At 42.4% G+C, this 13,810-nt stretch carries 8 protein-coding genes; 4 read left to right on the top strand and 4 right to left on the bottom strand.

The window, feature by feature from the left end:
- Positions 1-4: 4 nt before the first annotated feature.
- From KTR06_RS08790 to KTR06_RS08775, 4 genes are all read left to right on the top strand, one after another.
- The gene (locus KTR06_RS08790; RefSeq protein ID WP_217290221.1) at positions 5-1,714 is read left to right on the top strand and encodes a RagB/SusD family nutrient uptake outer membrane protein; all 1,710 of its coding nucleotides are present in this window, start codon (positions 5-7) and stop codon (positions 1,712-1,714) included.
- A gap of 34 nt (positions 1,715-1,748) precedes the next feature.
- Positions 1,749-2,690 (top strand): hypothetical protein, encoded by a 942-nt coding sequence (locus KTR06_RS08785; protein ID WP_212133890.1) that lies wholly within the window; start codon positions 1,749-1,751, stop codon positions 2,688-2,690.
- Positions 2,691-2,930: 240 nt separating this feature from the next.
- Positions 2,931-4,283 (top strand): sulfatase-like hydrolase/transferase, encoded by a 1,353-nt coding sequence (locus KTR06_RS08780; RefSeq protein ID WP_217290220.1) that lies wholly within the window; start codon positions 2,931-2,933, stop codon positions 4,281-4,283.
- Positions 4,284-4,320: 37 nt separating this feature from the next.
- Complete coding sequence (locus tag KTR06_RS08775) at positions 4,321-6,006, top strand: arylsulfatase (RefSeq protein ID WP_022200115.1); 1,686 nt, start codon at positions 4,321-4,323, stop codon at positions 6,004-6,006.
- 121 nt (positions 6,007-6,127) lie between these two features.
- On the opposite strand, the gene KTR06_RS08770 is transcribed toward KTR06_RS08775, so the two are convergent.
- From KTR06_RS08770 to KTR06_RS08755, 4 genes are read right to left on the bottom strand one after another with little or no spacing between them, the layout of a single operon-like run.
- Complete coding sequence (locus KTR06_RS08770; RefSeq protein ID WP_217290219.1) at positions 6,128-10,144, bottom strand: two-component regulator propeller domain-containing protein; 4,017 nt, start codon at positions 10,142-10,144, stop codon at positions 6,128-6,130.
- 20 nt (positions 10,145-10,164) lie between these two features.
- Entirely contained in the window at positions 10,165-11,466 is a 1,302-nt protein-coding gene (locus KTR06_RS08765) for a murein hydrolase activator EnvC (RefSeq protein WP_217290218.1), read from the bottom strand.
- Positions 11,463-12,041, bottom strand: coding sequence for a DUF4292 domain-containing protein (locus KTR06_RS08760; protein WP_217290217.1), 579 nt, complete (start codon positions 12,039-12,041; stop codon positions 11,463-11,465). Before KTR06_RS08760 ends, KTR06_RS08765 begins: the two co-directional genes overlap by 4 nt.
- Positions 12,038-13,810, bottom strand: coding sequence for a tetratricopeptide repeat protein (locus KTR06_RS08755; RefSeq protein ID WP_008024135.1), 1,773 nt, complete (start codon positions 13,808-13,810; stop codon positions 12,038-12,040). The genes KTR06_RS08760 and KTR06_RS08755 overlap by 4 nt, the downstream gene beginning before the upstream one ends.

Below are 13,810 nucleotides of genomic sequence, written 5' to 3'. Positions count from 1 at the left end.
ATTTATGAGAAAACTATTTATATCCTTTGTAACGGCTGTCCTGCTTGCCAGTTGTAGTGCAGATAGCCTGATGAAAGAAACCGAACTGGATCTTACGGATACAGAGAAAGTTTATTCGGACATTACATTGACCCGCAAAGTTGCATACGACTTGTATGCACGTATGCGCATGGGGAGAGACCGCCTTGGCAGTTTTGGTTTTTTGGCAAACATTGGTGGTTCACCTTGTATGCTTGACAACGCAACAGACGATGGAGCCGGAAATACAACCCGTGCCGGAGGGGCAGTTATTCCCGAACTCGAGAAATTTATCAAAGGGGGAATTGATGCTTCCAAAGGTTTGATTGGCGGTGACCATCCATGGACATTTTACTATAAGGCCATCCGTTCTGCAAACACATTCCTGAACAACGTAGACCGTTCACCATTGGAGGATGCAGAGAAGATTTCCCTGAAAAACCAAGTACGCTTTCTGCGTGCATTGTATCACCACGAACTGTTTCGTTTCTACGGAGCATTAGTAATCGGAGACAAAGAACTCGATCCGTTACTTTATGACGAAATCAAACGTGAATCGTTAGAAACCACAGTCCGTTGGATTGCTAATGAATTCAAAGAACTTGCAGAGCCGGGAGTATTGCCCGACAAATACGATGCAGCAGATTACGGAAGAGCTACCCGGGGAGCAGCCCTAGGCTATCTGGCACGCACATTACTTTATGCAGCAAGTCCCTTACACAATGCGTCCGGAGTAACTTGGAGAGAAGCGGCTGATGCTGCCTACGATATGATTGAATATGCTGACAATGGAGATTTCTATCGTTTATATGAAGATCCGACCACTCCCGAAAAGAGCTACACACGATTATTCAATACCCGTGCCAATGGTGAGGTAATCATGGGATTTCTCCGTGCACCGGCAAATGACCTTTACGGAATGATGCCTGCCTTTGACCCCTGGAACGTAAATAAAGAACTACTGACTTGTCCGAACCAATGGCTGGTAGACTGTTATGATATGCTCGACGGCTCACAGCCCATTCTCGGTTATGAATCAAATACGAAAGCCATCATCAACCCAAACTCCGGTTACAATGTAAATTCTCCTTATGCTAACAGGGATCCTCGTTTGGCGCAGAGTATTCTATGTGATGGTGCTACCTGGCCTTTAGTCAACGGTAAGCCAGCTGCAATAGACCTGTCAAAATCATATAGATGGGGAAGCGGATACTTCCTGACAAAGTTCCTGGATGACCGTATCGATCATCGAAAAGGTGGTACCACTTACATGGACTTTCCAATGATGAGATATGCAGAAATCCTGCTCGATTATGCAGAAGCCGAGAATGAGGCTGAAGATACGAATACAGCCAGAGAAAAAGCAATAGCCCAGCTTAACAGGATACGTCGTCGTGCCGGTATCACGACAGACTTACTGGCCGCAGATTATAATCAGGCAACCCTTCGGGAACGCATACGCAAAGAACGCCGTGTAGAACTTTGTTTTGAAGATCATCGATTCTTTGATATAAGAAGATGGCTGATAGCAAAAGAGGTAATGAGGTTACCGGCTGTCGGAATAAAGAAAATTAACGGTGAATATCAACGGGTAACTTTAGATACACGAAACTATAACGAGCGCATGAACTTGGCTCCAATACCACAGGATGAAGTTAATAACTGCCCGAATATCTACCAGAATCCAGGATACTAATCTAAATAGAATGTTTACTTAAAAAAATAAAGTCATGAAAACAAATAGTATAATTGCATTAATTCTGTCAATCAGTTTATTTGGATTATTCGGTTGTGCAGATAAATATGAAGTTGATTATGAAGCACCTGTCAAAATCGAATTTGCGGGTGTCGATCAGAATAATAGAGTATCATTAACGAAAGGGATTGCTGAATACACGGCAACCGTCAAAGTACAGGGAGAAATCATGAGTTTTGAAATTTATCAGGCAGACTCCAAAACCGGAATGCAGGGAAGTCTGATAGAAGAAACTGCCCAGTCATTTGCAGACGGAACGACTAATTACGAAACAACTTACAAGTTTACTTCTTTAAAAGAGAATGCCTGTATTACAGTAGTCGTTCTAGGTACCGACGGCCATACGTACCAACGTAACTTATTGGTAGAGATTACTCCTTCTGTTTTATTCTCCGATCCGGATTACGGAAAAGATGGAGAAATAGTAGAAACAGCTTCAGCTTATTATGGTTGTTATTATGCAACATGGCTTCTTGGACGCACCTATATGGCTGCTGATGCCATGAAATATACAAACGAAGTCGATTTCTCACTCGGAGATATTATCTTGCCTTCAGGAAGCGAAGCTGTACCTGCTCTTGTTTCACCTGCTAAAAGAAGTGATTATGGCTTGATGACAATTAATGGTTTACAACACACATTATTTGCTGAAACCTCTTTATCACAAGCAGAATTTAATGCAATCTCCCAGGTAGATGCAACTCCGATAGAAAATCTGGCAGATCCAACCTCCGAAGTCTTAGCTATTCAGGCAGATAAAGTTTACCTGTTCAAAACTGCCAATGGAAAGAAAGGATTGATTTACATACAAAAAATAACAGCAAAAACTGGTACTATCGAAGTCTCACCGGATAATTGGGTAGAAAACACTAAATACTCATGGGTACAATTACTGACTAAAACCGTGGCGAAGTAAAGCTCCCATTCAAGATACTTTCTCCAATGATCGTATCATAGAATAATTAGAAGAATAGAGAAGTTCTCGTTTTCTACGAGCTTCTCTATTCCTGTTTTCCCAATAGAAGAAAGAAAAAATCTATCATTCTACCATTTTTTTTCCTTTATTGATTAGTATTTTTCCTTCCTTCTCTGATATCTTCCCTACTTTTGCGAAAAGTCATCATGAAAAACTGAAGTTAATTAAATCACAATAATTATGAATCTGAAAAAACATTTACCCTGGCTGGGAGCCCTACTCCCCATTGCTAATACACAAGCAGAAACAAAACCTAATGTAGTAATTATCTATATCGATGATATGGGTATCGGTGACATAGGTTGTTATGGAGGTAAATTCGTTCCTACTCCCAATATTGACAAGCTGGCACAGGACGGACTATTATTCAACCAATATTACTCTTCTGCGCCGGTTAGCTCTCCATCCCGCTGTGGATTAACCACAGGTCTCTTTCCTCTTGAAGTGGGAATCAACACTTTCCTGAACGACAAAGCTGCGAACAAGAGATGCGAACAACGTAATTTCCTAGATGATAAGTTGCCTTCCATGGCGCGTGCCTTCCAAAATGCAGGTTACTCAACAGGACACATCGGAAAATGGCACATGGGAGGCGGACGTGACGTGCACAATGCTCCTTCTATTAAAAATTACGGTTTTGACGAATACATATCAACCTACGAAAGCCCGGATCCGGATCCAACAATCACTGCAACCAAATGGATCTGGTCGGATAAAGACAGTGTAAAACGTTGGAGACGTACCGAATACTTTGTAGACAAAAGTATTGAATTTGTAAAAAAGCATAAAGACGAACCTTTTTTCCTGAATCTATGGCCGGATGATATGCATACCCCTTGGGTACCGGAATTCAAACAAAAGGAAAGAAAAAGCTGGGAAACACAAGAAGCATTTGCTCCTGTACTTGCAGAAATGGACAAACAACTCGGACGTTTCATCAAAACCCTGGATGAGCTGGGAGTGGGAGAAAATACAATCATTATTTTCACTAGCGACAATGGTCCTGCACCCAGCTTTAAATCTGTACGTTCCGCTTATTTGAGAGGAACTAAAAATAGTCTTTATGAAGGGGGAATCCGTATGCCGTTTATCGTTAGATATCCAAAGAAAATTAAAGCCGGACAGGTAAATAACGAGTCTATATTATGCGCAGTAGATTTATATCCGACTTTGTGTTCTATAGCCGGAATCAAAACAGAAAAAGGTTACAAAGGCGATGGGCAGAACTATTCAAAAGTTCTTCTCGGTAAATCGGAAGCCAAACGTAAAACCGATTTAATGTGGGATTTCGGACGAAACAAACATTTTGGCTTTCCTGGGAACCCTTATGACAGAAGCCCCCATTTAGCTATACGCAGTGGAAAGTGGAAATTATTAGTGAACGGTGACGGAAGCGATGCGCAACTATATGATATGGAAAAGGATAAGTTCGAAAAGAATAATATCGCAAATGAGCATCCTGATTTGGTTGCCAAGTTGAGCAAGAAAGTATGTAAATGGTATGAGGAAAACAAAGACAAAGGAAAAGAGTAATACAGTGAAAAACAAATTATAAACCAACATTAAACTTATGAATTCTAAATTTTTACTATTACCAACCGCCTTGATGGTTGCTGGACATTCTGCAGCAGAGGCCAAAGGAAAAAAGTCCGATCAAAGACCCAATATCCTGGTAATTCTTGCAGATGACCTAGGCTATTCCGACCTGGGATGCTACGGTAGTGAAATCCACACACCTAATCTGGACAAACTGGCAAAACAAGGAGTACGTTTCAATCATTTCTATAACACCAGCCGGAGTTGTCCGACGCGTGCTTCCCTGTTGACAGGACTTTATCAACATCAGGCGGGAATCGGACGTATGACCTTCGATGACCACCTGCCGGGTTACCGGGGAACACTCTCACGCAATGCCGTTACCATCGCAGAGGTATTGAAAGAATCAGGATATGCTACCAGCATGGTAGGTAAATGGCACATCGCAGAAACTCCACTACGCAAAGACCAACGCGAATGGCTCGCACATCACGTATACCACGAAACCTATTCTGATCTTTGTCATTATCCGGTGAATCGCGGATTTGATAACCACTATGGTACTATCTACGGAGTAGTAGACTATTTTGACCCATTCAGTCTGGTAGAAGGTGAAGTACCCGTGAAAGAAGTACCCGACGGATATTACATCACACAGGCGCTTTCAGACCGTGCAGTGAAAGAAGTGAAAGAGTATGCCAAAGACGATAAACCATTCTTTATGTACCTGGCTTACACAGCACCACACTGGCCATTGCATGCACTGCCGGAAGATATTGAAAAATATAAGGATACCTATAAAGTAGGCTGGGAAGCTATCCGTAACGCCCGTTACGAACGTCAGAAACAACTGGGTATATTCCCTAACATGGATAATTTCCTGTCTGATAGACAGTTCAAAGATAAATGGGAAGATAACCCACATGCTGAATGGGATGCTCGTGCCATGGCTGTTCATGCTGCCATGATCGACCGTATGGACCAGGGAATAGGACAAGTAATCGATGCTCTGGAAAAGACAGGACAACTTGAAAATACACTGATTTTATTCCTTTCCGACAATGGATGCAGCAATGAAGATTGTCAGAACTACTCTCCCGGAGAAAACGACCGTCCTGATATGACACGTAAAGGGGAGAAAATGGTTTATCCTCATAACAAAGAAGTGCTGCCTGGCCCGGAAACAACTTATGCTTCACTGGGAGCACGCTGGGCAAACGTAGCCAATACACCGTTCCGTTTCTGGAAAGCCAAATCTTATGAAGGAGGTATCTGTACTCCGATGATTGCTCATTGGCCGAAAGGTATCAAGAAGAATGTCGGCAAGATGACCCCTGAAATCGGACATGTGATGGACATCATGGCTACTTGTATCGATATGGCAGGCGCCACTTATCCTACCAAATATAAAGGAAATGACATCATCCCATTGGAAGGTAAAAGCTTGGTTCCTATCTTCAAGACCGGACATCGTGAAGGACATAACTACCTTGGATTCGAACATTATAATGAACGTGCATTCCTCTCTAATGACGGTTGGAAACTGGTTCGTCCGGGAGAAAACGCTAAATGGGAATTATACAACCTGAATGAAGACCGGAGCGAAATGCATAATCTGGCAGCACAATACCCTGAAAAAGTAGCTGAAATGACAAAGGCTTATGAAGCATGGGCTAAACGTTGCATGGTAGAGCCTTACCCGGGACAAAAAAAGAAATAAAGCCTACTCAATTAATTAGAAAGAGTACTCGATTAATTATTTTATATTTGACTCCTGTCGGAAAATATCCAATGATATTGCACGACAGGAGTTTTTTTTATATGCTTTTATCCATTCTTTATCAAGCCTCACCTGAAATCGGAGGCTGACCTGTATATTCCTTAGGCAGTACGCCATATTGCGCTTTAAAACATTTCGCAAAATAAGAGGAAGAAGTAAATCCTACCTGCACTGCCACTTCTGAAATACGGGTACCGCCCATTATCAGTTCAGCAGCTCTATTCATACGAAGTGTCTTCAAATAATCATTAGGCGACATTCCGGACAAAGCCTTTATCTTCCGATAGAAATTAGAACGGCTCATATTCATCTGTTCAGACAGGGTATCTATCGAGAAGTTCTCATCTGCCAACTGTTCGGCTATCACTCCCTGTATCTTAGCTATAAACTCACAATCCTTTTGAGACATCGCAAAATCCGTTGTCGAAACAGCAACCGTATCTCCTGCCAAGCTCACCATCAATTTATGGAAAGACTGCCTCAACTTCAACAGATTCTCGATCTGCATACGGAGCTGTTTAACAGAGAATGGTTTCTCAACATATACATCCGCTCCACATTCAAGTCCTTCGACTTTAGACTCCAAAGTGGTTTTCGCCGTCAACAAAATAACCGGAATATGTGAATAAGAGATTTCAGACTTCACCTTGCTGCAAAGTTCCAGCCCATCCATCTCCGGCATCATTACGTCACTCACTATCACATCCACATTTTCCTTCGCAAGCACTTCAAGTGCTTCACGACCGTTGGAAGCCCTCAACACACGGAACCACTCTGCCAATGACTCACGAGTCAGATTCAGCAAATCAACATTATCCTCAACCAACAGAACTGTAAACTTCTTCCCTGAATACTCCGAAGAAATCGTTTCAGAAGCATCCGCATGCTCCGGGGATATTTCTACAATATCACTCGTTTTTTCCGTCTCCCACTCTTTGAACGGAAGAGACAGTATAAACGAAGAACCACCTCCAACATTATCTTCCAGACGCAAATCTCCCTGATGAGCCTCTGCCAAAGACTTTGCAAAAGCCAATCCGATGCCAGTGCCTACTGCTGTGGCCACCTTATCGTCAGGCAGTTGATAGAAAGCCTCAAATATCTTTTGTTTCTGTTCATTTGGTATTCCGGGACCATCATCGTTCACCTGTATCTCATATCCCCCATCAGTGACAAGCAGCTTCAAGTCAATACGCGCATGCGCATATTTGATGGCATTTCCCATCAAATTGACAAGAATCTTACTTAATTTGTCCCTATCCACCGTAGACACCAGCTCTTGTTCGGGCATGATCAGTTGCAAATCAATTCCTTTTAATTCAGCAGGGCTTGTAAACTGATTATAAACGTCACTGACAAGTTCTTTAATATCACTCTTTTTCAGATTCAGATGCAGCGTACCACTCTCCATTTTCTGAAAATCAAGCAATTCATTAGTAATCCCCAGCAGATAATTTACATTCTTATCTATCACAGACAAATACTTGAGATCTTTTCCTTCACGTTCTTTCTCCAATAATTTTTCCAAAGGAAGCCGTATCAAACTAAGCGGAGTACGTATTTCATGCACCAGATTGATGAAAAAGCTAATCTTCGACTTGTAAACTTCCTGTTCCTTGGTAATCTGATATTTTTCCATCCGCCGCTTATATTTGCGTTTAACACGGAGATTCCATCGCCAAGCCATCCAACCGATCCATCCCAACAGCATGAGGACATAAACGAAGTAAGCAAAGGTACTACGCCACCAGGGAGGAGTAATCACCACCTTTAAAGTGATAGTATTCTCATTCCACTGACGATCATTATTAGAGCCTCTGACTTCGAACAAATACTCACCGGGAGGTAAATTGGTGTAAGAAGCCATATTATTATCAGTATTCAGAATCCACTCCTTGTCCACTCCCCGAAGTATGTAAGAATACCGGTTCTTCCCCGGATCTTCAAAACTAAGAGCGACAAAACGGATGGAGAAACTATTGTTTTCATAAGATAAAGTCACCTTATCAGCCATATAAAGCGGTTTATTCAACTGAAGCAATTTCTTCACCTCCTGCTCGTCGGTTTGATAAGGCAACCGGATATCGGTCACATAAACCGGAGGAATATATTTGTTATCTACAAACTGTTCCGGCTGGAATACATTAAAGCCGTTGATCCCACCAAAATACAATTTTCCTTCGGATGATTTCAATGAAGATCGAGCTATAAACTGATTCCCTTGCAAGCCGTCATTAATCGTGAACTGGCGGAAATGCTCTTTGGTAACAGGATTAATCTTAAAAATTCCGGCATTGCTGGATACCCAGAAATCACCTCCCTGATCTTGCTCAATCGCATAAATAACCTTGTTAGGTAATAAAGTATTATGCGGATCAAACTCAATGAATCTTTTCTCTTTAGCATCAAAAGAACACAGTCCTCCCCCATTCGTTCCAAACCACATGGTTCCTTTCGCATCTTCAAATAAAGTAATGACCGAATTACTGGTGATCGTAGTCGAATCTTCCCGTTCATGCTGATAATGTTTCCAATGAGCATTCATTGTATTGTAAGAAAACACACCACTATTGGAAGTCGCAATCCAGAGATGATTGTACATATCCTCATAGATATCGACAACAGAAACCATTGAACCGATGCTTGTGATGGTCATAAAGTTATCTCGAACCGGGTCATAACAACACAATCCCCAACTCGTTCCTACATAAATTTCTCCTTTTCGTCCTTTATAAATACACAACACATCGTTGCTACAAATCGTATTGGGGATTCCACGAGAATGAGTATAGGCTTTCACTGCCCCTGTGCGTAAATTGATAACCCGTATTCCTCCGGCATAAGTACCGATCCATAAATAGTCGCCATCCAGCATTAAAGAACGGATGTCATACTTTTGATTTTTAGCTCCTCCTATTGCATAAGGAGAAAGCTCCCGAGTAGCAGCATTGAAAAAATACAAACCGCTTTGAGTTCCAATCCAGATATTCCCATCTTTATTCTCACAGAAAGGCGCAACGACCTCCCCCGCTCCCGGCACTCCGGACAGATAGGCAGGCGAATAATAATCAAAACGTTTAGTCTGCTTGGACATATAGTTGATCCCACCCAAATTGGTCAACACCCAAAGAGCCCCTTCGGCATCCCACATCATTCCATTGATAGTCTGGTCGCTCAAACTTCTCGGATCGGCGGGATTATCCGCCCGCTGAAATGTGTTTGTATTTTGATCGAACAGATAAAGCCCGTTATCCGTTCCTACCAACAGCTCTTTATCCGTATACTTCAACAAACAATGAACAGCTCCGAAATTAAACGCCGAACCACTGTAATTGTCTATAGCTTCAGTTCGTTCATCCAAACGGCTCAACAGATTACTTCCCGCACCAATCCAAATATCTCCATCGATATTCTGAATACAGTTCACTTTATAACTATCGGAAGCATTTATATCTAATGAGATTTCATACGTCCGAAGAAACTTGCCGTTTTCGTCAAAGCACAAAAGTCCTTCCTGTAAGGAAGATATATAGACCCTCTTCCGATCAGCGCTCTGACAGAGGTCCCATACAAAAGACGTCTGAACACTATTTTGAGTCAGCACCTCTGTTTTCGGATCATAAATAAAAAATCCCTGTCCCAAAGTCGCAATCCAGATAAGCCCGTTTTCCGTCTTGATAATCTTTTTAATCTCACTGCTGATATACACATTATACTGCGTCGTTTTATCAAAGTAAGAGAAACGATCGGTATCCCGGTCATAAATATAAAGTCCGGAGTTTGTTCCAACCCAGAGATTCTTGTCCACCTCTATCAAGGCTTCTACAAAATTGTTTTCTAATGAGAACTTTTCGTTGAGAACATTCCGGTACACTTTATTGCCCCGCCCGTCATAACGGTTCAGTCCGTCACTGGTACCCAACCAGATAAAGCCATAACTATCTTGAAGGGCGCACCACACGGTATTATGAGACAATCCATCTTCTACCTGATATTTCTTGAACGAAAAATAAGGAGACGCGGATAGTGTTCCGGTCCAGAAGATCAGTAAGCATATTAGTATTTTAGTTAACTTCATTCTACGTGTTTTTTATTCAATTATCGGTTCAGCCAAGGTTCAGGATTCAACTTTTCTTTCTCCCTACGCAACTGGAAGTGCAATACCGTCCGTCCATTATCCGTACCGTCAGAAAAGACCTGACCGATGGATTGCTTCGTCTTCACCGTATCACCGGCTTTGACAGAGGCAGAAGAAAGATTGCAATAAACAGAAATATAATTGCCATGACGAATGAGGACATTAAATAATCCGTTCAATTGGAACACAGCCGCCACCTTCCCATCAAAAATGGCACGCGCCTGTGCACCCGGTTTTCCCTGAATATCAATACCCTTGTTATCCAGTTTCACGTTGCGCAACCCCTCTACGGCATATTGTCCGTAACGGCTGGTGATAATATAAGCGCCGGATATAGGCATTGGCAATTTCCCGCGATTCGCGGCAAAGTTACCTGATAATTCCCGATCCGCCTTACTCATGGTATAAGCCTCAAGAGGTTTCGATTTGGCGGCCGTTTCCGTTGCAGTAGATTTTCCCTCCTTGCTTTCCTCTTTCTTACGGGCAGCCGCTTCACGACGAGCTTCTTCCTGCGCACGCTTACGGGCACGCTCTATTTCTTCCGCAATTAATTTATCGATACGGGCATTCAGCTGATTGGCTTCCCTACGTTTTTTATTTATCTCATTCTGCAATCCTTTCTGCTTCTTTTGCAGATTAGTCACCAACGTGCGTTTCTCTTTTTCCTGCTCTTCCAACTTCACCTTTTCGCTCTCACGTTCTTGTAGCAAGTTCTCTTTGGCAATTTTCACCTGTTGAAGTTCCGCTTTCTTCTTGCGTATCTGATCCTGTTTCTTTAGGATTTCTTCCCCTTGCAGACGTTGATAAGTGGCATATTCACGAACATATCGCATACGCCGATAAGTCTGCCCCAGATTCTTTGCCGAAAAAATAAACATGAGCTTCTCCTCTATCGACTTATTCTTATACAAGTACTGGACAGAAGCTTCATATTTCTTCTTTTTATCTTTCAAATCCTTCTCCAGCCCGTGCAACTGACGCTCCAATGAAGCCAACTCACGCTGGATAGCCTCCACATCATTGTTGATAGCCATGATATAGCGTTTCCGCTCTTCAATCTGTCCGGTCAACACAGCCAGACTATTCAACTGGCTTCCCACATCTTTCTTTGTATCCTTCAATATAGATTCCGATTCGGCAATCTGCTTTTGCAGCGCACCGCGTTTACTTTCCAGCTCACGAATCAACTTGTTCGATTGAGCGAAAAGAGGAACTGCCAACCACAGGCAACTGATTAGAATAACAAAGAAACGTTTCATCATAATAAAGCTACCAGCATTTTTACTAATTCTTCCAAAGGAATCTGGTTGTATTTAGACGTCAGTTCCGTCGGAGTCATCGAAAACTCTTGTGTGGAGAACTCATAAAGTTGGACTTTAGCCTTTTCTAATGAAGGAATTCCTATATCTTTTCCTGTCAGCTCTGTCTTTCCACCAGGAAGAGAGGCATCCATCAATATCTTTTCCAAACGGGAAAACTCCACATTCTTCGACAATACATTTTTCAATTCAGCTTTAGTGGCACGAACAAAGCGTTTATTCATCCTGTCTACCAATAAAACTTCGTCGGGAGTAACTTCTATACGTGCCACTTCCGTACGCAGAATAGGCATCAATAAGGAGATTTGTACCCGCTCATGAGTTTTCATCTTCATGGTTCCCCCTACAGACATGCTTCCCTTCTTGCTGGGAATAGTCAACTGAAGCTTGGAAGCCAGGTAACTGGATGTCGGAGCCTTTGTTGAAGTCTTAGTTTCCGAAGTTGCCAAGTGTTTCGAACTCTTACAGCCGGCCAACACCACTACCACCAACAACAGTAGATAAATGATTCTTTTCATTCCGCAATATATTTCTTCTTCTCTATTTTCTGTTTCAACGTTTTCGACTCGCTACCCATTTCCAGTGCCTTCTTCCAATATTTCAACGCACCTTCCACATCGCCGGTCATAAAATAAATATCTCCGCAATGCTCCACAATCACATCGCTCTTCTCGCCATCGTTCTTCATTGCATTGTCAATATAGATACGGGCTTCGGCATAGTTTCCCTTTTCAAAAAGAATCCATGCATAAGTATCGAGATAGGTCGAATTATTAGGTTCGGCTTTCACCGTTTTATAACTCATCTCCTCCGCCTTGTCCAAATCACGACGTTCCACAGACAGATAATAAGCATAATTGTTCAATGCGCCAATATTGGAAGGATTGTACACCAAAGACGAATCGTAAGCAGCATAAGCCTCCGCCATCTGTTTCTTGGTATGATAAATGTCTCCCATGATTGAATAGAAATCCGAAATGACTTCTTTTCTAGTATCGGCAGTTACATGTTCCAATGCTCTGCTGCAAACACTCAATACACTATCCGTCTGTTCTGCCTGATGATAAGCAATAGCCAGATAATAATAAAGTTCCAACGCATCGGGAGTGGCTTCAATACCCGGTTCACAGACTTTGATAATTTGCTTGTAGTCTTCCTTCTTCACCGCCGCACTAACCAGCATCAATCGGGCAGCCTTATTGGTAGGGTCCAGATCAACCACCTGCTCCAATACCGGCACAGCCTCTTGTTCCATATTCTTCGACAACAGATATTGAGAATAAAGCATCGGAATCTGCGGATCATCTATATCCTGCTTCATCATCCGGTCGAACAAGGCAATCACTTGAGTACTATCTTTAGCAGACGACTGTTCGTTTTCCACAATCACCTGTCTCATAACACTGATTTTGGTATCCGAAGTCACCTTCTTATTCAGCAATAAAGTATCCAACTGCTGTTGATACAACTCTTTCTGACCGGTCTGTTCATAATAAGAAGCCATTGAAAAAAGAGCCATCGGATTGTCAGGCTCTACCGCCAGGACCTTCTGATATGCATCGTATGCTTCCTGCTTTTTTCCATTCTGAAGATACACATCTCCCAATATCACCTGATAACGCATATCCATCGGATATTCCTGTACCAGACTTTCTATTTCCTGAAATGCCTTCTTATCATCTTTCATCTGAAGATAAATACGGAATTTCTCCATAGAAAGCTGCTCATTCTTACCCAAGCGTTTCTCTAAACGGTTCAATGTAGAAATGACATCGTTATATTTCTCCTGACGACTGTAAATATCAAGAAGACTGAACAAAGGCTCCTGCTTTGACGGGAAACGGGTTACCATTTTCTCAAGCAACGTTACAGCCTTATCCAACTCGTTCTGTTGCTGATACAGGCTGACCAGCCCCTGGCTATACCAGAAATTATCAGGAGCAAAAGCCACCGCCTGCTCCAAAGCCGCCTGACCTTGCGGCACCTGGCGGAGGAACATATAATACTGCGATATTTCATAAAGCGCCGAAGAAGCGTTCGGATTGATATCCAGGCAATGCTGTAACAAGCCAAATGCCGCATCATACTCATTCTTTTCTTTCATCCGCATGGCTTCCAAAAAGAAGTAGTCATATTTACGCTGTTGTTCAGCAGGAAGCAATGATTCTTTTACCGAAAAGGATGCATCTGCCTTCACTGCTGTTTTTGCTGTACGCATAGAGCGGGTTCCCCCACACGAAGTGAGCACTAACACCGTCACGAACAGCCATCCTATTTTTATCTTCAT

The organism is Bacteroides sp. MSK.20.12, from assembly GCF_019052435.1.
GTDB classification, from domain to species: Bacteria; Bacteroidota; Bacteroidia; order Bacteroidales; family Bacteroidaceae; genus Bacteroides; species Bacteroides xylanisolvens.
Note: the sequence above shows the minus strand (reverse complement) of the source record. Positions and strands in the feature narration are given on the sequence as shown.

Coding starts and splice junctions, on each gene's coding strand:
- KTR06_RS08780 (WP_217290220.1), top strand. CDS start 2,931: ATGAATCTGAAAAAACATTTACCCTGGCTGGGAGCCCTACTCCCCATT.
- KTR06_RS08790 (WP_217290221.1), top strand. CDS start 5: ATGAGAAAACTATTTATATCCTTTGTAACGGCTGTCCTGCTTGCCAGT.
- KTR06_RS08765 (WP_217290218.1), bottom strand. CDS start 11,466: ATGATGAAACGTTTCTTTGTTATTCTAATCAGTTGCCTGTGGTTGGCA.
- KTR06_RS08755 (WP_008024135.1), bottom strand. CDS start 13,810: ATGAAGATAAAAATAGGATGGCTGTTCGTGACGGTGTTAGTGCTCACT.
- KTR06_RS08760 (WP_217290217.1), bottom strand. CDS start 12,041: ATGAAAAGAATCATTTATCTACTGTTGTTGGTGGTAGTGGTGTTGGCC.
- KTR06_RS08785 (WP_212133890.1), top strand. CDS start 1,749: ATGAAAACAAATAGTATAATTGCATTAATTCTGTCAATCAGTTTATTT.
- KTR06_RS08775 (WP_022200115.1), top strand. CDS start 4,321: ATGAATTCTAAATTTTTACTATTACCAACCGCCTTGATGGTTGCTGGA.
- KTR06_RS08770 (WP_217290219.1), bottom strand. CDS start 10,144: ATGAAGTTAACTAAAATACTAATATGCTTACTGATCTTCTGGACCGGA.